This window comes from Proteiniclasticum ruminis DSM 24773 (genome assembly GCF_000701905.1).
Lineage (GTDB): Bacteria > Bacillota > Clostridia > Clostridiales > Clostridiaceae > Proteiniclasticum > Proteiniclasticum ruminis.
In genome coordinates this window covers 1-19,507 of record NZ_JNKC01000004.1, presented here as the reverse complement: position 1 = coordinate 19,507, position 19,507 = coordinate 1, and the positions used below count along the sequence as shown (strand labels likewise).

Genomic DNA, 19,507 nt, shown 5'->3' with positions numbered 1-19,507 from the left:
TATGAGTAATACAAAAGGTCGAGTGACCTTGCCAAGTGAAACGGGGTTTTTAGAAGAAACCAAGGAAATGATGGAGCGCTGGGGTGCAGATGCCATCAGAGACAGTGACGGAACAAAGCTTTCAGAAGATCTGAAAAACCTGGATGCCAAAATCTACACCACTTATTTTGTCAGTAGAGGACATAATGATTTTTCCAGAAATCATATGGAGGAGACCCAGTCTCTTTATCTCATGAGCCGTCATACCATGGCAGTGGAGAGCACTGTCAGCATCCCTTTCATGGAGGGATATTTCCGCCAGCAGGTGACGCCGGATTATGATCATGACCCAAAGATCTACTGGGAGGTCATGGACCGGACACTGGACACCGTGGTGCCTGTGGAAAACTGGGAGATTTTGCCTGAACGTGATGAAGTGGTTATAAAAGACATCGCGCCTTACCATGAGTACACAGTGTCTTTTCTCGTGAAAGCCATCTGGGATCCTACTCAGATGTACAACCATATCACCAACAATTGGGGAGACAAAGAGCATGATATTCCCTTTGATGTGAGAAAAAAACACTCCAATGAGTATATCCATAGCTATATGAGCCAGTGGCTGAAAGAGAATCCAAGGACTGACGTCGTAAGATTCACCACCTTCTTCTATCATTTCACTCTGGTGTTTAATGATCTTGGAAAAGAGAAGTTTGTGGACTGGTTTGGATACAGCGCCAGCGTTTCTGTAGATGCCTTAGAAGCCTTCGCCAAAGAGAAAGGCTACAGACTGCGCCCAGAGCATATTGTGGACAAGGGATACTATAATACAGCCTTCCGAGTGCCCACGAAGGAGTATCTGGACTTTATTGACTTCCAGAGTGCTTATGTGGCAGAGCAGGCGAAAAAACTCGTGGATGAGGTGCACAGGCACGGAAAAGAAGCCATGATGTTCCTGGGGGACAACTGGATCGGCACAGAGCCCTACGGCAAGTATTTCCCTAAGATCGGGTTGGATGCAGTGGTCGGGTCCGTAGGTGGTGGAGCAACACTTCGAATGATTTCAGAAATTCCCGGGGTTCAGTATACAGAGGGCAGATTCCTTCCGTATTTCTTCCCGGATACGTTTAGAGAAGGCAATGATCCCACCATCGAAGCAAAAGAAAACTGGAGAATGGCCAGACGTGCCATCATGAGAAAGCCTGTGGACCGTATCGGCTATGGCGGATACCTTTCTCTTGCTTATCAGTTCCCTAAATTTGTGGATTATATCGAAAAGGTCACAGATGAGTTTAGAGAAATCTATGACAATATTAAAGGAAGAAAACCATATACAGGCCTCAAAGTAGCGGTCCTCAATTCCTGGGGTAGCCTCAGGTCCTGGCAGACCCATATGGTGGCTCATGCACTGTGGTATAAGCAGATTTACTCCTATTTGGGCATTCTGGAAGCCTTAAGTGGAGACAGTGTGGAAGTGGCCTTCCTGTCCTTTGAAGATGTGAAAACAAATGGGGTGCCACAGGATGTGGATGTGCTTCTCAATGCCGGGGATGCAGGGACAGCATTTTCTGGTGGAGAGGAGTGGCTCGACGAGAAGCTCGTTACCATCATCAGGAGATGGGTCTACGAAGGCGGTGGATTCATCGGGGTGGGAGAACCCTCTGCAGTGCATCATGGCGGCAGATACTTCCAGCTGGCAGAAATTCTTGGGGTGGACAAAGAGCTGGGCTTCAGTCTCAGCACAGACAAATATTTCCACACAGCCAAGGAGAAGCATTTCATCACAGAGGGGATAGAATCCACGCTGGACTTTGGTGAAGGTATGAAGAACATCTATGCGTTAGGAAAAGACACTGAGATTTTAAGTTATCATGACGGTCAGGTGGAACTTTCCGCCCACGACTTCGGAAAAGGAAGAGGCATCTATATTGCAGGACTTCCCTTCAATTTTGAGAATGCAAGGCTCCTTCACAGGTCCATGTTTTATGCGGCCCATAAGGAAGAAGAGCTTCATAAGCTTTTTGCTGAGAATATTTATGTGGAAGTGCATGGATATCCGGAGATTGGAAGATATGCTCTGGTGAACAATACAGATTCGGAACAAGAAACTGCAGTCTATGATGAACAGGGCAGAAAGACCGTAACGGTGTTAGCGCCTCAGGAAATCAGATGGATGGAGATGGAGAAAAATGAAGAGTAAGGCGATTCTTATGACAGGTGTTTTCCTGGCAGGACTGGTACTCCTCTTTGCAGGTCATAGAACGCAAGGTCTGGGAGGTCTGGGAATTATGATTCTTGGCCTCGGCCTTCTTCTTGGCGATCTTTATCTTTATAACGTGGCACAACGCTAAGGAGGAGAAGGATGATCGGACAAAAGAGAGAAAAAAACCTGCTGGTTATGGCTGCGGGTATGGGCTCCAGATTTGGTGGCCTGAAGCAGCTGACTCCTGTAGGTCCAGCAGGAGAGTGCATTCTGGAGTACTCTATGTATGATGCTTTCAGATATGGATTCACAAAAGTTGTGCTGATGATCCGCAAGGAGAATCAGCATCTCTTTGAAGCAGCTTTTGCGGACAAAATGAAACCTTATGGAAAGATTGCCTATGCCTATCAGGAGAAAGAAGATGTGCCTGAGGGGACCGATAAAGATGTTCTGTCTTCAGATCGGGAAAAGCCCTGGGGGACTGGACAGGCAGTATATGCGGCACGCCATGAAATCAGCGGACCCTTTATGGTCATTAATGCAGATGATTTTTATGGAGCAGAAACCTTCGAGAAGATGTCCATTATACTGGATACACTGGATGAAAAGCAGGGAGCGCTCATCGCCTATGAGCTGAAGAAAACCATGAGCAGGTTCGGCAGCGTATCCCGGGGGCTCGTCACTGCAAGAGAAGACGGTATGCTTCTTCACGTGCGGGAGATTAAAGATCTTTCCTATGAAGGAGAAGAAATCCGCTCACAGGAATGGGCAGATCTGAAAGTGCTTCCCAGTCAGCCGGTTTCCATGAATGTATGGGGGTTTCATCCGACCATTTTCAGCCAGCTGGAGAAAGAGTTCGCAGCATTTCTGAGAACCTCGGGACAGGAAATGAAAAAAGAGTTTCTGCTTCCAGAAGCTGTTCAGGCTCTGGTAGATGGGAAAGAGCTGGAGGTTCTTGTGAGGGAAAGTAAGGAGACCTGGCTTGGGATGACATATCAGGAGGACAAAGCCTATGTGGCCGAAGGACTTCTTGAAAAAATCAGAAAGGGACAGTATCCCGAAAAACTGTGGGAGGAAATATGAGAGATAGTCTAGAGAAGATATTCCTGCCCTTTTTAGAGGGGGGAGAAATTACAGAAATCACAAGATACGGAAAAGGACACATCAATGACACCTACCGTGTCAGTGTCCGCATGGAAAATGGAGAGGAAAAGCGCTTTATTCTTCAGAGGATCAACCGTTCGATATTCAAGGACCCTGTGGCGCTCATGGATAATATCGTGAAAGTCACAGAGTATCTGAAAGAATGTGTGGAAAAAGCCGGTGGAGATGTGGATAAAGAAGTGCTCCAAGTACTGCATACAAAAGAAGGGGCCCACCATGTGCTCTACGAGAGAGAGTTCTACAGATGTTACCGCTTCATTGAAGGGGCCAGATCCTACGAAATTGTGGGAGGACCAGAGGACTTCTTTAAGTCCGGTCAGGCGTTAGGAAAGTTTCAGAAGCTTCTTGGGGAGTTTGATGGACAGACACTCCATGAGACCATCAAAGATTTTCACAACACAGAAAAGCGATTTTTGGACTTCCAGCATACCGTGCGGGAGAATCCGGTAAACCGCGCAGCAGCGTGTGCGGAGGAGATTGAGTTTTTTCTGGAGAGAGAGAAGGACACGAAGATCATCAACGGACTTCTTCGGGAAGGAAGTCTCCCGGTGCGTGTGACTCATAATGACACGAAATACAACAATGTCATGATTGATGATGAGACCAGAGAAGCGGTGTGCCTTGTGGATCTTGATACCGTAATGCCAGGGGTTTCACTTTATGATTTTGGAGATGCCATCCGGTCCGGTGCGACCACTGCCGTGGAAGATGAGAAAGACCTCAGCAAAGTGCATTTTGATCTGGGGCTTTTTGAAGCCTATGTGAATGGCTACTTCAGCCACGGAGAGTTTTTGATGGACCTTGAGATTGAATACCTTCCTTTTGCAGCCAAAATTATGACCTTTGAATGCGGTATGAGATTTCTGAAGGATTATCTGGAAGGGGATGTGTACTATAAAACATCCTATCCGGAACATAATCTGCACCGAGCAAGGAATCAGATGAAGCTTGTTTCTGACATGGAGCGGGACTATCAGCAGATGATAGAAATCATTAAAAAACACAGAAGTGGGTCTTGACTGAAGCGCAGGTCATGTACTAAGATAGTTTTCTGGAAATGAAGTGCTTCCGTGGTATGAAAATTGCCAAAACCGCTTGAATGCTGATGACTTCTACGACGAAAATCGTAGGGGCATTGGCTTTTTTTTTGCCCTTACTTAAGAATGGAGAGTGTATTATGTTATTTTCTTTGGCGCTGATCTTTCTTCTGGGGATGTTTCTCGGTAAAATTTTTGATAAGCTTGGTCTTCCGAAGCTTCTTGGCATGCTGCTGACTGGGGTGCTTCTTGGCCCCTACATGCTGAATTATATTGATGGGAGCATCCTTGGAATTTCTTCTGAACTGAGAAAGATCGCACTCATCATCATTCTCACCAGGGCAGGACTCAATCTGGATCTGAAGGATCTCAGAAAGGTAGGAAGGCCCGCAATGCTTCTCTGCTTTGTCCCTGCAGTATTTGAAATTTTAGGTGTGACGCTTCTGGCACCAAAGTTTTTGGGGCTGGGTGTCCTTGATGCGCTCATCTTAGGTACCGTGGTGGCTGCGGTATCTCCGGCGGTGATTGTGCCGAGGATGCTGAAGCTGATGGAGAACGGATACGGAAGAGATCAGAAGATCCCTCAGATGATCATGGCGGGAGCCTCTGTGGATGATGTGTTTGTCATTGTTCTATTTACGGCTTTTACGGGATTTGCCCTCACAGGAGAAATGCACGCAGGTGAATTTCTTAGTATTCCTGTGGCCATTCTTTTAGGCGTGGTTACAGGAGGCGCCGTAGGAACAGTTCTTTCATGGCTTTTTGTGCGGTTCCATATAAGAGACACCGGAAAGGTTCTCGTGATTCTTTCCGTGGCCTTTCTTCTGGTCTCTTTGGAAGACAGGCTCCAGGGAAAGATAGGATTCTCCGGACTATTAGCCGTCATGGCCATGGGGATTTTGCTTCAGGAAAAGAAGTATGAGGTGGCAAAGAGACTTTCTGGGAAGTTCTCCAAGCTTTGGGTAGCAGCGGAGCTCCTGCTCTTTGTCCTTGTGGGCGCCTCTGTAAACTTGAGCCTTGTGCTCACTGCAGGTCTGCCAGCGGTCTTTCTGGTCCTTCTGGCGCTTCTTTTTAGAGTTCTAGGGGTATTCCTCAGTCTTTTGAAAACACCGCTCACAAGGAAGGAAAGGGTCTTCTCGGCCATGGCGTATCTTCCCAAGGCTACAGTTCAAGCAGCCATTGGAGGGCTGCCTCTTGCCATGGGGCTCCCATCGGGTGAAATCATCCTGACGGTGGCTGTGGTCTCCATTGTGCTCACAGCACCTTTAGGTGCGATTCTTGTGGATCGAAGCTATGAAAGGCTCTTAGTAGGATCTAAGTGAAAATATGATACTATAGTACATAATAGTAATAAACGCATCGGAGATGAATAGTTTGAGTATTATATGTAGTTCTTGCAAAAAAGAAATCAGTGATTTGACAGATGATTATAGGATTGTATTAAATGAGGAGTACTGTAGCCACTGTGCGACAGAAATCATCATGGAGAAAGCTGAACAAGTTATTCTCACAACAACAAATCATATTGACGGCTTTTTAGTGGAAGAGTATGTCGATATTGTCACATCTGAAGTAGTCTTGGGAACGGGTTTTTTCTCAGAATTCAGTGGCGATTTTGCTGACTTTTTTGGACTGAGGTCAACTGGATTCGAAAGAAAGCTTCAGGATGCCAAAAAAGCTGCATTTCTGCAGCTGAAAGCGCAAGCGGTGATTCATGGAGGCAATGCAGTAATTGGTGTAGATTTTGACTACACAGAGTTTTCGGGAAACAGAGTTGGTGTAATCGCCAATGGAACGATTGTGCATCTAGTACCTGCAACAGAAGAGTATGTATCAAAACATAGTAAAAGAATCTTATGATTTACTGTGATTCAATCTCTGGAATGTAGAGCTTTGCGTATGGTTGTCTCCTTGTGAATCAAGACGAAAGATGAAAATTGGCTTGACAAAAAGGGGTTTTTTACTATAATTATAGTGTTAAAAATATTATTGCTATAATGAAGTTTAGGGAAAGCAGCTTTTCAGCTGCTTTTAAAATTACATGGGGAGTTGTCTTATGATCCTGTTAATTGACGTAGGAAATACCAACATCGTCATGGGTGTCCATGACGGTAAAAAGATTATTTCTGATTTTAGACTATCCACCAACAGCATGAAAACATCAGATGAAATCTCCATTGATGTCATCAGTCTTTTCAGACTGAACAATCTGGAGCCCAGTGCCATAGAAGGAGTCATCATCTCCTCTGTTGTACCGAATGTCATGTACTCACTAGAGAATATGGTGCGCAAGGTATTCAAAGTGACACCAATTGTAGTGGGCGCCGGCGTGAAAACAGGCATCAATGTAAAAACAGACAATCCGAAGGAAGTAGGAGCAGACAGAATCGTAAACGCTGTGGCCGCTTCCGCAAAATACAAAAAGAGTCTGATCATCATTGATTTTGGTACTGCAACCACCTTCTGTTCTGTGAAGAAAGATGGAACCTATGCAGGAGGAATCATTTCTCCGGGCATTAAAATTTCTGCAGATGCTCTTTTTGAAAAAGCAGCGAAACTGCCCCGTATTGAGCTCCTGAAGCCTGAGAAGGTCATCGGGAAGAATACTGTGGTCTCCATGCAGTCGGGCCTTGTCCATGGCTATATCGGCCTTGTGGAGAGACTCGTGAAGCTGATGAAGATTGAGATGATGGAGGATGGAGAAGAGGAGCCATTTGTAGTGGCCACTGGAGGATTCTCCAGACTCATGAAACAGAGCACGGACTGTATCGATGCCCTGGAACCTAATCTTACCCTGGAAGGGCTGAAACTGATCTATGATAAAAATAAGAAATAAGATCCTTGAGAGTAAAGTCTTTCTTGCGCCGATGGCAGGCATTACAGATATTTCTTTCCGAGAAATTGCCATATCCATGGGTTGTTCTATGGTATACTCAGAGATGGTCAGTGCGAAAGCGCTCCATTATGGAAGCCACAACACCAAGGAGCTTCTGAGAATCTCACCCAAGGAAAAACCTATAGCGGTGCAGCTTTTTGGCAGCGAAAAGGATATTATGGCGGAAACAGCTAGAGTTCTTGATGAAAATGAGGACATCGTTCTTCTTGACATCAATATGGGATGCCCTGCGCCAAAGCTTGTGAAAAACGGGGAGGGTTCTGCACTTATGCTGGATCCAGAAAAAGCCGCAGGCATACTCCGTGAGGTGAAGAAAGCCACTTCAAAACCCGTCACCTGCAAGTTCAGAAGAGGGTTTAAGATGGATGACGAAACAGCACTGGACTTTGCCAAAATGATGGAAGACGCTGGCGCGGATCTTGTCACAGTCCACGGAAGATTCAGGGAGCAGTATTACTCCGGCGAGTCTGATCGTGAAATCATTCGAAAAATCAAGGAATCACTTTCTATTCCTGTCATAGGGAATGGCGATATCTTCACAGGAGAAGATGCCTTAGAAGTTCTGGAGACAGGATGTGACGGCATCATGGTAGCCAGAGGAGCTTTAGGAAATCCATGGATTTTCGAAGAAATCAATGCGGCACTCGAAGGTAAATCCTATGAACGTCCAGGATTTGAAGAGAGAATGGATATTCTGATGCTCCATTATAAAAATACTTTATCCTATGAAGGGGAGCATAAAGCAGTTCGTGAGATGAGAAAACATATCGGATGGTATATCAAAGGACTTCCAAGAAATACGGAAGTGAAAAATGCTATCAACCAGGAGACCGACCCTGAAAAGGTGCTGGAACTCCTTGCAACATACAAAGACGAGCTTCTCCAAAATGGCTAAAATCATTGACAGGGAAGGGGAATGTCACTATAATAGAAAATCAAATATAACAGAAGGGGATTTAAAATGAGCGAAGCAAAGAAATTTATCATGACCTATGAAGGGGTCAAAAAGCTTGAAAGCGAGCTGGAATATCTAAAGACAGTGAAACGTAAAGAAATCACTGAAAAGATCAAGGTAGCCCTAGGTTATGGAGATCTCAGCGAAAACTCCGAATACGATGAAGCGAAGAATGAACAGGCTTTCGTGGAAGGAAAGATTGTTCAGCTTGAAAATACACTCCGTAATGCATCTGTCATCGATGAGAATGATATCTCCTCTGATGTGGTGGGCATAGGTTCAAGAGTTACTGTCTATGACTATGACTTTGAAGAGGAAGTGACTTATTCCATCGTTGGATCCACAGAAGCAGATCCAATGAACTTCAAAATTTCCAACGAGTCTCCAGTGGGCAACGCCCTGCTTGGACATAAAGTGGATGATGAAGTGGTAGCCCAGGTGCCAAATGGCATGAGCAAGTTTAAGATTTTAGAAATTGGAAGAGAGCAGGTGTAGAATTTTGACAAACGAAGAGAACCAGATCATAGACCAGGAAGAGAAGCTGTCAGAGCAGGAGCTGCAAAGACGCGAAAAGCTGAAGGCGCTTCAGGAGGATGGCAAAGATCCTTTTGATGTGTATAAGGTGGAAGTAACCCATAGTTCCAAGGAAATCAAGGAAAACCATGAAACTCTGGAAGGCGTTCATATCAAGACCGCTGGAAGACTCATGAGAAAGAGAGTACAGGGAAAAGCAGGTTTCTCCGATATCCACGACCGTGAAGGAAAGCTGCAGCTTTATGTGAAGCTGGACAACGTGGGAGAAGAAAAGCTGAAGTTCTTCAAGACTCTTGATCTGGGAGACTGGATCAGTGTAGAAGGAAATGTCTTTATCACAAAAACCGGAGAAGTGTCTCTGGAAGTCAAGAGCTTTGAGCTCATTGCCAAGGCACTGAAGCCGCTGCCAGACAAGTGGCATGGCCTGGTGGACACAGACATCAGATACCGTCAAAGAGAAGTGGATCTCATCGTGAATCCAGATGTGAAGGAAAAGATGATCAAGAGAACGAGAATCATTTCTGCCATCAGAAATTACCTGGATGACCGAGGATATCTTGAGGTGGAGACACCAATTCTGTCTCCCATCGCCGGTGGTGCTGCTGCAAGACCTTTCGTCACCCACCACAATGCGCTGGACATCGACATGTACTTAAGAATTGCCACAGAGCTTTATCTGAAGAGACTCATCGTTGGTGGATTTGAGAAGGTGTATGATATGGGCAAGAACTTCAGAAATGAAGGAATTGACTACAAGCACAATCCAGAGTTCACCATGATTGAGCTTTATGAAGCTTACAGTGATTATAATGATATGATGGACCTCACAGAGGATCTGGTATCTTCTGTTGCGATGAAGGTCAACGGTTCCATGATGATCAACTATGAAGGGACTGAAATCGATCTGACACCACCATGGAGAAGAGTCACCATGGCAGATATTGTTAAGGAAGAAACCGGTATTGACTTCAACACCATTACTTTAGAAGAGGCCCATGAGGCAGCAAAGAAGTTCCATATGCAGGATGACTTCAAATATGACATCAAGCATACCACCAAGGGAGATGTTCTGAACGCTATGTTCGAGCGTTTCTGTGAAGAGAAGCTCATTCAGCCAACCTTCATCTGTGACTATCCGGTGGAGATCTCTCCTCTGACAAAGAAGAAGAGAGGAAATGAAGAATACACAGAAAGATTTGAAGGGTTCATCTTTGGACGTGAGATCTGTAATGCATACTCAGAGCTGAATGATCCGATTGTTCAGAGAGAGCGTTTCAGCCAGCAGGCTAAGGAAAGAGAACTGGGCGATGACGAAGCTTACATGATCGACGAAGAGTTCATGAGCGCACTGGAGACAGGTATGCCTCCAACAGGCGGACTTGGTATTGGTGTGGACAGAATCGTTATGTTCCTGACGGATGCGCATTCCATCAGAGACATCATTCTCTTCCCAACCATGAAGCCACAGGACTAAGAATGAAAAATAAACCGGAAGCTATTTCCTTAGAAAGGAAGGCTTCCGGTTTTTTGCTTGTACTAAAACTTAAAGCAGATGGATGTTCTTTTTCATGAGGTCCAGTCTCATATCTTCTGGCCAGATGCTGCTCTGCACTTCACCGATATGATATTTTCTTAAGAGAAACTGACAAATTCGGGACTGCCCGATGCCACCGCCGATGGTCTGGGGCAGCTTGCCTTCCAGAAGAAGACTGTGATAGATGAGTCCTTTGCGGTCTTCTTTTTTTGCTGCTTCCAGCTGATAAAGAAGTGCATTCTTGTCCACACGGATCCCCATGGATGAAAGCTCTAGAGCATCATCATGCACTTCGTTGTAGAAAATGAGATCTCCATTTAGAGACCAGTCATCGTAGTCCGGTGCTCTTCCATCATGGCGCTCTCCACTGGAGAGAAGGTCTCCAATACCAATAAGAAAAAATGCGCCTGTTTCTTTTGCAAAAGCCCGCTCCCGTTCCTTGGAAGTCAGGTCTGGATATTTCAGCAGAAGCTCCTCTGAAGTGATGAAAGAAAGAGACTCCGGAAGCTGTGGCTTCAGATGAGGATAGGTCTTGTAGAGCAAAATCTCTGCATCCTTAAAGATGGAGTAGATGATAGAAACTGTATCTTTCAGGGTATCTAGAGTTCTCTCTCCTTCTCCGATGATCTTTTCCCAGTCCCACTGGTCCACATAGATGCTGTGAATGGCGTCTAGCGTCTCATCGCGCCGGATTGCGTTCATGTTGGTATAGAGGCCTTCTCCTAAAGTGAACTCATAGTCCATGAGGGCTTTTCTTTTCCATTTGGCCAGGGACTGCACAATCTCCACTTCTTTTCCGGTATGGAGAATATCGAAGGAGACTGGGCGCTCAATGCCGTTCAGGTCGTCGTTTAGACCGTTGCCCTTTTCGATAAACAGTGGGGCGGAGACGCGAGTCAGATGAAGACGCTCTGAGAGCTCCCGCTCAAAAAAGACTTTGATGAGCTTGATGGCTTTCTGGGTTTCTTTGATGGTCAGTGTGCTTTGGTACATGGTGGTTTCCTCCCGTAAAATAAAAAATTCCTTTCCATCCCTACAATTGGGACGAAAGGAAAGGTCTTCCGCGGTACCACCCAGTTTAGCCAAATTGCTTCAGCTCACTTTTAAGATACGGGCATGGTAAACGCCGATATCCGACTTCTGTAACGGGAAGGCCCGGCCGGGTCTACTAAGATTCTTCCGGCAGCTCCGAGCTGTTTTTCCACTGATCTCCTGAAGACCGGGCTCACACCTTTCCCCGGCTCTCTGAACTTTTTCAATCGTGTACTCGTCTCATCAACACTTGTTTATATTTATTATAGGAATTCTGAGAGAAGAGTCAAGCTTTTTTTATTTTTGCTTGTGCGTAGGAAAAGAATTTTAGCTGCAGAACTACCTTCCGCTCAGGAGAAAGAACAAGGTTGGATGGAGAGTCATTCTGTAAAATAACGGAAAAACTCCTGTAAAAATTTTTGAAATAAAGCCTTGCATTATTTTTTGGGCTTGGTATAATAGTCTTTGTAATGACGTTCCGCGATAGCTCAATGGTGGAGCACTCGGCTGTTAACCGATAGGTTGGAGGTTCGAGTCCTCTTCGCGGAGCCATTTTTTTTATCTAAATATCTGTGATGATAAAGAGGAGTATTCCTTTCTGAACTTTTAGAGAAAATCCGGATGGTGCAAGGATTTAAGGCAGAAGGAAGAAGGGCGCTTTGGAGCAGAATGTGTTTGTAAAAGCAGGGCTTATGCCAAGAAGGGTGGAACCGCGGAATTATCCGTCCCTTCACGGTATAAGCTCTTTTTGGTTTCAAAATTTAATTTCAAGGAGGAATCACCATGGAAAAAACAATGGATAAAATTGTAGCACTCAGCAAGGGAAGAGGATTTGTCTACCCTGGCTCGGAACTGTACGGAGGACTTTCAAACTCTTGGGATTATGGTCCTTTGGGGGTAGAACTGAAAAACAACATAAAGAAGGCCTGGTGGAAGAGATTCATCCAGGAAAGCCCTTATAATGTGGGACTGGATTCAGCGATTCTTATGAACCCAGAAGTATGGAAAGCTTCTGGTCATGTGGACAGCTTCTCCGATCCGCTCATGGACTGTAAAGAGTGCAAGGCTCGTTTTAGAGCAGACAAACTGGTGGAAGACCATATGACAGAGCAGGGCGTAGAGTATGCCTCTGCGGACGGAAAGACAGAAGCGGAGCTGAAAGCCTACATAGACGAGCATGGCATTGTATGTCCAAAGTGCGGGAAGAAAAACTTCACAGACATCAGAAAGTTCAATCTGATGTTCAAAACCTATCTTGGTATCACCGATGAGTCCAAGACTGAAATTTATCTTCGTCCTGAAACAGCCCAAGGTATTTTTGTGAATTTCAAGAACATCGCAAGAACGACCCGTAAGAAAGTGCCATTTGGGATTGGTCAGATTGGTAAGTCCTTCAGAAATGAAATTACCCCTGGCAACTTCATTTTCAGAACCAGAGAGTTCGAGCAGATGGAGCTGGAGTTTTTCTGTAAGCCTGGTACCGATCTGGAGTGGTTTGCCTTCTGGAAGAAGTACTGCATGGAGTTTTTGACGGATCTGGGACTCACCGAAGAGAACCTCAGAATGAGAGACCATGCACCAGAGGAGCTTTCCTTCTACAGCGTAGGCACCGCAGACATCGAGTACAGATTCCCCTTTGGATGGGGCGAGCTATGGGGTATTGCGGACAGAACGGATTATGATCTCATGCAGCATGCCACCCATGCAAAGACCGATATGATGTATATGGATCCTGTGACCAACGAAAAGTATGTGCCCTACTGTGTGGAGCCCTCTGTAGGTGTAGACAGACTGTTCCTTTCCTTCTTGTCCGACGCTTATGAAGAAGAAGAGCTGGAAGGCGGAGATGTAAGAACCGTTCTGAAGTTCCATCCTGCCATCGCACCGGTGAAAGCTGCAATTCTGCCCCTTTCAAAGAAGCTTTCTGAGAAGGCTATGGAAGTCTATGCACAGCTGTCCAAGCATTTCCAGTGCGAGTATGATGATGCGGGAAGTATTGGAAAGAGATACAGAAGACAAGACGAGATCGGAACACCTTACTGCATCACCATCGACTTTGATACCCTGGAAGATCAGACAGTAACCCTAAGAGACAGAGACACCATGGAGCAGATCCGTCTGTCCGTCTTTGATCTCATTGACTATATTGACAAGAAACTTATATTTTAACCACTTAAAGGAGAAGAAGGCATAGTCTGCCCTCTTCTCTTTTTTCTGACTGAAATAATTTGCAGTTTAAGCAAAAGACTGTAGAATAATAGATGAATACAGGAAGTATGGGAGGACGTATGAAAGACAGTAAAAAAGAACGGGATCAGGAGCTTGCCCTTTCACAGGTGAAAAAATCCGTGGATCAGGTCTATGATGGCATCATGGGCAACGCACTTTTTATCCTTGTGAACATCCATATATTGATTTTTCTTTTGTTTGCAGAACCGGATAATCTGGCCGTCTACTATCTTCTCATGGCGCTGGTGATGATTCCGCTTTACCCTGCCTACACTGCGCTCTACATAGCGTTGGGAGGAGCTGGAGAAGACAAAAGCAACATTTATAAACGGTTTTTCGAAGGGTACAGAAAGCAGTTCAAAAAAACCATAGTGCTTGGAACACTCGGTTCTTTTTTCACTGCATTCATGCTCAACAACAGTCTCTTTTTCAGCATCATAGACCAGAATGGTATGAGAAGAGCTGTGGATATCCTGCTGATTTTTGTGCTGATGTTCCTTCTTGGACTGGTACCGCTCATAGCGGAGGAAAAAGGCACGTTGAAGGAGCACCTGAAGAAAATGAGAATAAAGCTGTTCCAAGGAGTGCTGAGAGGTGCAGCTGCACTGCTCATACTGTTTGTCAGTGTGTATTTTGGAAGGCTCATTATTTTTCCTTTGGTCATCGGGTTCTCTTTAGCTGCCTATGTACAGAGGATTCTTTATAAACATCAGAAAGACCGTGATTTGTCAGAGAAACAGGAAGCGAATAAAAAAACAAGGAAGTAGATATGAAAAAGGATTTTAGTGCATTCAAAAACTTTATCAGAGACAAAAAAGTAGGGGTTGTAGGTCTTGGTGTCAGTAATATCCCTCTCATGGAATTTCTTCTGAAGCTGGGGGCCAAGGTCTATGGGTTTGATAGAAGTCCATTGGAGAATCTGCCGCCTCTTGTGAGAGAAATGAAAGACCAGGTGGTGCTCCATCTGGGAGAGGATTATCTCAGCCATCTCGCAGGTCTTCATGTGATTTTTAAAACGCCCGGGATGAGGCCAGACCATCCCGCTCTTCTGGAAGCGGAAAAAGAAGGGGCAGTGGTGACCTCAGAAATGGAAGAATTTCTGAAATACACCAAAGGAAGAACCATAGGAATCACAGGAAGTGATGGAAAGACCACCACAACTACTGTAGTGGGAGAACTATTAAAAGCCGTAGGACATTCGGTTTATGTGGGCGGAAATATCGGAACCCCTCTCTTCACAAAAGTAGAGGAGATCACAGAAAAGGATTTTGTGGTGCTGGAGCTGTCAAGCTTCCAGCTCATGACCATGACGGTCTCTCCAGAAACCGCCGTCGTCACAAACCTTACGCCAAATCATCTGGATGTTCATAAGGATATGGAAGAGTACGCGGAAGCGAAGAAAAATATCTTCAGATTCCAGAACAAAGGGGATCTTCTCATTCTCAATGAGGACAACGAGGTGACCCACAGTTTTAAATCACTGGCAGCTGGGGAGATGAGAACCTTCTCCAGCAAAAATGAAAATACAGATGCGTATTACAAAGACGGCATCTTGTATCTGCACAAAGAGCCTGTAGTAAGCCTGCCTGAGATGAAGGTGAAGGGCGTGCACAATGCGGAGAATTTTCTGGCCGCATTTCTGGCGGTGGAAAAATGGGTGCCAGTTCCGGTCATGAAAAAGGTCGCTTTGGCTTTTGAAGGGGTAAAACATAGGTGCCAGTTTGTTAGAGAACACCACGGTGTCAGATACTACAATGACTCCATTGCTTCCAGTCCGGTAAGGACCCTTGCAACGATCTCTTCCTTTGAAAAAAAAGTCAACATCATTCTGGGAGGGTATGATAAGCATCTGGACTTTGCGGTTTTAGCAGAGAATGCGCATTTATATGTGAAGGGCGCAGTTTTGGTTGGCGCTACAAAAGAGAAGATCCATCAGGCCTTTGTGGATACCAAGAAGAAAAATGGTGTGGAGATTCCGCTTTTTTTTGCGGAGAACTTTGATGACGCAGTGCTGAAACTTAAAGAAATCAGCGAACCTGGGGACTTTTCACTTCTGTCGCCGGCTTGTGCAAGTTTTGATGAGTTCAAGAACTTTGAAGTCCGTGGAGACCGCTTTGTGGAACTCGTGAACAATTTCTAAAAATCTGTCGTGATAATTGTAACAATGGCAACTTTGGGGTAGAATTGTAAAGGACACAGCAACAAAAGAATCGGGTACTATTTTGCCGTTTGGCAAGCAGGAGGGTAAATCTTATGAAAACGAACATTAAAAGAATTGGCATTATGACGGGCGGTGGGGACTGCCCAGGACTGAATCCGGTCATCAGAGCGGTAACAAAAACAGCCATCAGCCAGTATGGTTGGGAAGTCATCGGAATCCGTAACGGGTATAAGGGACTTTATGAGAATGACTGGGTAAAACTCGATGGAGAGTCTATTTCAGGTCTTCTTCACAAGGGTGGAACTATGCTCTATAGCTCCAACAAAGACAATCTGTTCCATTATCTTGTGGAAGAGAATGGCGAGATGGTATATAAAGATGTGTCAGATGTAGGGGTTGAAAACCTGAAGAAACTGGACATCGATGTGATGTTTATCATAGGTGGAGACGGTACACTGACCTCTGCAAGAGATTTTGCAAGAAAAGGTGTGAAAGTCATTGCAATTCCAAAGACCATCGACAATGATCTGGCATCCACAGACACAACCTTCGGTTTTAATACGGCGGTTGGTGTAGCTACAGAAGCACTGGACAGACTCCATACCACAGCCATGTCCCATCACAGAATCATGGTTCTGGAAGTCATGGGAAGATACGCTGGATGGATTGCTCTCCATGCTGGTATTGCAGGTGGTGCAGATGCGATTCTTCTGCCTGAAATTCCTTATGATATCCATAAGATTGCTGAGAAGATTGAAGAAAGAAAGAGACAGGGAAAGAACTTCTCCGTCATTGTTGTAGGAGAAGGTGCAAAGCCTATTGATGGCGAAGTGGTGGTTCGTGAAGTCATTGCAGACTCACCAGACCCAATCAGACTGGGTGGTATTGGACTGAAGGTTGCCCATGATCTGGAAAGAATCTGTGGCAATGAAGCAAGAGCTACCATTCTGGGACACCTGCAAAGAGGTGGAAGTCCATCCTCTTCCGACAGAATTCTCTCCACACGGTATGGTGTAGCTGCTGTAAAGCTTGCAGTGGAAGGAAAGTTTGGTAATATGGTAACCCTGAAGGGAGACACCATGTCCTATGATTCCCTGGAAAATGTTATTGGCAGAAAGTCCAAGAATGTGAATCCAAACGGTGAACTGGTTGAAATGGCCAAAGCCATCGGAATCGCTTTCGGAGACTAATTTTATAAAGAACGTAAAAGGCTTTGCTTCACAGCGGAGCCTTTTTTTTGATGCAGTTATGCATACGTTTGCATGATATACTTTCTGTAAACTGTCGAAGAAAGAATCATAAGAAAAGGAAGGGAAAAGAATGAGAAAAAATAAGATGCTCAGAAGGACCAGCGTGCTTCTTCTGATATTACTGCTGCTGTCCCCGATGCTTTCGCTGGGAGATGTGATGGAACAAGAGCGGACAATGAAGTGAAGCTTACAGTCCACTATCAGAGAAAGAACCAGGATTATGAGGGCTGGAATCTATGGCTGTGGGCCCAAGGGGGACAGGAGAGCAGCTGGACTTCACCGAAGAGGATGAGTTCGGAAAGATCCTGGAAGTGACGAAAAGCAGCGATTCTGGATCCTTCGGATTCATTCTACGAAAGGGAAACTGGGAAGAGAAGGACGTGGACAAAGACTGGTTCATCGAGGTTTCTGGTAATGAAGCAGAAATCTGGCTGGTAGAAGGAGAGGAAACGATCTATACAGAAGAGCCTGGGGTAGAGACAGATACGCCTAAACTTCCTGGAGAACTGACACTGAAGGTTCATTACCGAAGATTTGACGAGAACTATGATGGATGGAACCTTTGGATCTGGCCACAAGGCGGAGAAGGTGCAGCTTATGAATTTACAGCATCAGATGAATATGGGGCTGTGGCAGAAATTCCAGTGGTTCCTGGAGATGCTGAGGAACTTGGTCTCATCGTGCGGAAAGGAGAATGGGAAGCGAAGGATGTGGACGTGGATCGTTTCATCCAGCTTTCTAAAACCAAGGATGGAGTCCTTGATCTATATCTCCTCGAGAAAGATGCGACTCTATATTATGCGCTGGAAGAAGTGGATCTATCGCCAAAGATCCTGAAAGCAGAACTTGCGACAGTGAATAAAATCAAAGTGAACCTGTCTGTGCCCATGACGCTTCTGCATGACAGGAAAGAAGGCCTTAGAATCCTGTCCGGAGAAGAAGGGATGGAGATTGAAGCCATCTACTTCAGTGAAGGGGGAAGACCGGAGACGACGAGCTCTTTTGAGATTCTTTTGAAAGAGCCGCTGGAACTAGGAAAATCCTATCTGGTGGCAAAAGAGGGCTATGGAGAAAAAGAGATTCTTATGAGCGGCGTGTTTTCTACCAGCGCTTTCGAGAAGACCTATCACTATGATGGAGAACTGGGTGCTCTTTATGAGAAAGAAGGAACTACCTTCAGGCTCTGGGCGCCTAAAGCTTCAAAAGTACTCCTCAATCTTTTCCAGAAGGGAGATACGGTGGAAGCGTTTGACCAGGTGGAAATGGAGAAGAAAGCTCAGGGGGTTTTCGAAACAGTGATTTCCGGAGACATGCATGGCGTGTACTACACCTACTCAGTTGAAAATCTTGGCCTCGCACAGGAAGCTGTGGATCCTTATGCGAAATCTGTGGGGGTGAATGGTCATCGATCTTGCCCGAACCGATCCGGAAGGGTTTCAGGAGATTCAGAAGCCTGAGTATAAGGTGTACACAGATGCAGTCATCTACATGCTTCATGTACGCGATCTGTCAATCTCTGAGGATTCGGGTATCGAGCATAAAGGGAAGTTCTTGGGCCTTACGGAAACCGGAACCAAAGGACCAGGTGGCGTATCAACTGGGCTGGATCATCTGGTGGAGCTGGGTATTACGCATCTTCATCTTCTGCCGTCCTTTGACTTCAGAAGTATTGATGAGACAAAGCTTGCGGAGAATAACTTCAACTGGGGATATGACCCCCAGCATTTCAATGTGCCAGAAGGATCCTACTCCACCAACCCTTATGAGGGAGAAGTGAGAATCAGGGAGTTCAAAGAAATGGTGGCAGCGCTCCATGAAAAGGACATCCGTGTGGTGATGGACGTGGTATACAACCACACTGGAGCGTCAGGGGATTCAGACTTCTCAAAGATTGTTCCTGGATACTACTACCGCATGAATGAGGACGGAAGCTTTTCCAACGGCAGCGGAACCGGAAATGAGACGGCATCCGAACGGTCCATGATGAGAAAGTATATTGTGGACTCCGTGGTGTACTGGGCAACGGAATACAAAGTGGATGGGTTCCGGTTTGATCTTATGGCGCTTCATGACATAGAAACCATGAAAGCTGTTAGAGAAGCCCTGAACGAAGTGGATCCGACGATTCTCATTTATGGAGAAGGATGGACTGGGGGAGACTCCCCTCTACCTGACAAGGAAAAGGCTTTAAAGAGGAACACTTGGAGAATGGAGGGCATTGCGGCGTTTTCTGATGACATCCGTGATGGGATCAAAGGACATGTATTCACCGATGAAGACCGAGGATTTGTGAATGGTGGGGAAGCTTTGGAAGAAAGTATAAAGTTTGGTGTTGTGGCTTCCATTGACCATCCTGGGGTGAATTATCAGAACGTGAAGTACTCCAAAGGGTTCTGGGCGAAGGAACCCAGTCAGACCATCACTTACAGGAATTGCGCCAGAAAGCCCATACCGAGCTTGCCTGGCTTCAGCCGTGGGATGAATGGCGCTTGCGTGGCAAAACATATTGCAGTTTGAATCTCATACCGATACA

General features: G+C 45.6%; 17 protein-coding genes, 1 tRNA gene, 1 pseudogene, 1 riboswitch and 1 other annotated feature. Of the genes and pseudogenes, 18 read left to right on the top strand and 1 reads right to left on the bottom strand.

Going from position 1 to position 19,507, the window contains the following annotated elements; translation table 11 throughout:
* The first annotated feature begins 1 nt into the window (after position 1).
* From gnpA to lysS, 10 genes are all read left to right on the top strand, one after another.
* Entirely contained in the window at positions 2-2,179 is a 2,178-nt protein-coding gene (gene gnpA / locus T487_RS0104905) for a 1,3-beta-galactosyl-N-acetylhexosamine phosphorylase (RefSeq protein ID WP_031574760.1), read from the top strand.
* A complete protein-coding gene (locus T487_RS16385; protein WP_155953240.1) occupies positions 2,169-2,330 on the top strand; it encodes a DUF6903 family protein in 162 nt (53 codons plus the stop codon). The genes gnpA and T487_RS16385 overlap by 11 nt, the downstream gene beginning before the upstream one ends.
* An 11-nt stretch (positions 2,331-2,341) precedes the next feature.
* The gene (locus T487_RS0104895) at positions 2,342-3,265 is read left to right on the top strand and encodes a nucleotidyltransferase family protein (protein WP_031574756.1); all 924 of its coding nucleotides are present in this window, start codon (positions 2,342-2,344) and stop codon (positions 3,263-3,265) included.
* Positions 3,262-4,365 carry a phosphotransferase enzyme family protein gene (locus T487_RS0104890; protein WP_051651524.1) on the top strand — a complete coding sequence of 368 codons (1,104 nt, stop codon included), beginning with the start codon at positions 3,262-3,264 and terminating at the stop codon, positions 4,363-4,365. The genes T487_RS0104895 and T487_RS0104890 overlap by 4 nt, the downstream gene beginning before the upstream one ends.
* Positions 4,366-4,390: 25 nt before the next feature.
* Positions 4,391-4,468, top strand: a riboswitch (Fluoride riboswitch).
* A 55-nt stretch (positions 4,469-4,523) separates the two neighbouring features.
* A complete protein-coding gene (locus tag T487_RS0104885) occupies positions 4,524-5,705 on the top strand; it encodes a cation:proton antiporter (protein ID WP_031574753.1) in 1,182 nt (393 codons plus the stop codon).
* 160 nt (positions 5,706-5,865) lie between these two features.
* Positions 5,866-6,243: a YbjQ family protein gene (locus T487_RS0104880; RefSeq protein ID WP_051651523.1), complete on the top strand. Its 378-nt coding sequence runs from the start codon at positions 5,866-5,868 to the stop codon at positions 6,241-6,243.
* 196 nt (positions 6,244-6,439) lie between these two features.
* Positions 6,440-7,219, top strand: a complete 780-nt coding sequence (locus T487_RS0104875) for a type III pantothenate kinase (protein ID WP_031574747.1) — start codon at positions 6,440-6,442, stop codon at positions 7,217-7,219.
* Positions 7,203-8,174: a tRNA dihydrouridine synthase DusB gene (gene dusB / locus T487_RS0104870; protein ID WP_031574744.1), complete on the top strand. Its 972-nt coding sequence runs from the start codon at positions 7,203-7,205 to the stop codon at positions 8,172-8,174. Before T487_RS0104875 ends, dusB begins: the two co-directional genes overlap by 17 nt.
* 66 nt (positions 8,175-8,240) lie before the next feature.
* Positions 8,241-8,729 carry a transcription elongation factor GreA gene (greA, locus tag T487_RS0104865; protein ID WP_031574741.1) on the top strand — a complete coding sequence of 163 codons (489 nt, stop codon included), beginning with the start codon at positions 8,241-8,243 and terminating at the stop codon, positions 8,727-8,729.
* A 4-nt stretch (positions 8,730-8,733) separates the two neighbouring features.
* The gene (gene lysS, locus T487_RS0104860) at positions 8,734-10,242 is read left to right on the top strand and encodes a lysine--tRNA ligase (RefSeq protein ID WP_031574738.1); all 1,509 of its coding nucleotides are present in this window, start codon (positions 8,734-8,736) and stop codon (positions 10,240-10,242) included.
* 69 nt (positions 10,243-10,311) lie between these two features.
* Here the strand turns inward: lysS and asnA are convergent, their stop codons facing one another.
* Positions 10,312-11,295, bottom strand: coding sequence for an aspartate--ammonia ligase (gene asnA, locus T487_RS0104855; RefSeq protein WP_031574736.1), 984 nt, complete (start codon positions 11,293-11,295; stop codon positions 10,312-10,314).
* A gap of 44 nt (positions 11,296-11,339) precedes the next feature.
* Positions 11,340-11,590, bottom strand: a binding site (T-box leader).
* 221 nt (positions 11,591-11,811) lie between these two features.
* On the opposite strand from asnA, the gene T487_RS0104850 reads away from it, so the two are divergent.
* From T487_RS0104850 to T487_RS15360, 8 genes and pseudogenes are all read left to right on the top strand, one after another.
* Positions 11,812-11,886 (top strand) — tRNA-Asn (locus T487_RS0104850).
* Positions 11,887-12,111: 225 nt separating this feature from the next.
* Positions 12,112-13,503, top strand: a complete 1,392-nt coding sequence (locus T487_RS0104845; protein ID WP_031574732.1) for a glycine--tRNA ligase — start codon at positions 12,112-12,114, stop codon at positions 13,501-13,503.
* 119 nt (positions 13,504-13,622) lie between these two features.
* Positions 13,623-14,330 (top strand): DUF624 domain-containing protein, encoded by a 708-nt coding sequence (locus T487_RS0104840; protein WP_031574730.1) that lies wholly within the window; start codon positions 13,623-13,625, stop codon positions 14,328-14,330.
* Between the two features lie 2 nt (positions 14,331-14,332).
* Positions 14,333-15,703, top strand: a complete 1,371-nt coding sequence (murD, locus tag T487_RS0104835; RefSeq protein ID WP_031574725.1) for a UDP-N-acetylmuramoyl-L-alanine--D-glutamate ligase — start codon at positions 14,333-14,335, stop codon at positions 15,701-15,703.
* A gap of 113 nt (positions 15,704-15,816) precedes the next feature.
* Positions 15,817-16,914 (top strand): 6-phosphofructokinase, encoded by a 1,098-nt coding sequence (locus tag T487_RS0104830; RefSeq protein ID WP_031574722.1) that lies wholly within the window; start codon positions 15,817-15,819, stop codon positions 16,912-16,914.
* A 240-nt stretch (positions 16,915-17,154) separates the two neighbouring features.
* Positions 17,155-17,762: pseudogene (locus tag T487_RS16800) on the top strand (pullulanase-associated domain-containing protein); the annotation flags it as partial.
* A gap of 99 nt (positions 17,763-17,861) precedes the next feature.
* Complete coding sequence (locus T487_RS16795; protein ID WP_423219166.1) at positions 17,862-18,431, top strand: early set domain-containing protein; 570 nt, start codon at positions 17,862-17,864, stop codon at positions 18,429-18,431.
* Complete coding sequence (locus T487_RS15360) at positions 18,373-19,491, top strand: alpha-amylase family glycosyl hydrolase (protein WP_051651521.1); 1,119 nt, start codon at positions 18,373-18,375, stop codon at positions 19,489-19,491. The genes T487_RS16795 and T487_RS15360 overlap by 59 nt, the downstream gene beginning before the upstream one ends.
* Positions 19,492-19,507 lie beyond the last annotated feature (16 nt).

Coding starts and splice junctions, on each gene's coding strand:
- gnpA (WP_031574760.1), top strand. CDS start 2: ATGAGTAATACAAAAGGTCGAGTGACCTTGCCAAGTGAAACGGGGTTT.
- T487_RS16385 (WP_155953240.1), top strand. CDS start 2,169: ATGAAGAGTAAGGCGATTCTTATGACAGGTGTTTTCCTGGCAGGACTG.
- T487_RS0104895 (WP_031574756.1), top strand. CDS start 2,342: ATGATCGGACAAAAGAGAGAAAAAAACCTGCTGGTTATGGCTGCGGGT.
- T487_RS0104890 (WP_051651524.1), top strand. CDS start 3,262: ATGAGAGATAGTCTAGAGAAGATATTCCTGCCCTTTTTAGAGGGGGGA.
- T487_RS0104885 (WP_031574753.1), top strand. CDS start 4,524: ATGTTATTTTCTTTGGCGCTGATCTTTCTTCTGGGGATGTTTCTCGGT.
- T487_RS0104880 (WP_051651523.1), top strand. CDS start 5,866: ATGGAGAAAGCTGAACAAGTTATTCTCACAACAACAAATCATATTGAC.
- T487_RS0104875 (WP_031574747.1), top strand. CDS start 6,440: ATGATCCTGTTAATTGACGTAGGAAATACCAACATCGTCATGGGTGTC.
- greA (WP_031574741.1), top strand. CDS start 8,241: ATGAGCGAAGCAAAGAAATTTATCATGACCTATGAAGGGGTCAAAAAG.
- asnA (WP_031574736.1), bottom strand. CDS start 11,295: ATGTACCAAAGCACACTGACCATCAAAGAAACCCAGAAAGCCATCAAG.
- T487_RS0104840 (WP_031574730.1), top strand. CDS start 13,623: ATGAAAGACAGTAAAAAAGAACGGGATCAGGAGCTTGCCCTTTCACAG.
- murD (WP_031574725.1), top strand. CDS start 14,333: ATGAAAAAGGATTTTAGTGCATTCAAAAACTTTATCAGAGACAAAAAA.
- T487_RS0104830 (WP_031574722.1), top strand. CDS start 15,817: ATGAAAACGAACATTAAAAGAATTGGCATTATGACGGGCGGTGGGGAC.
- T487_RS16795 (WP_423219166.1), top strand. CDS start 17,862: ATGACGCTTCTGCATGACAGGAAAGAAGGCCTTAGAATCCTGTCCGGA.
- T487_RS15360 (WP_051651521.1), top strand. CDS start 18,373: ATGGTCATCGATCTTGCCCGAACCGATCCGGAAGGGTTTCAGGAGATT.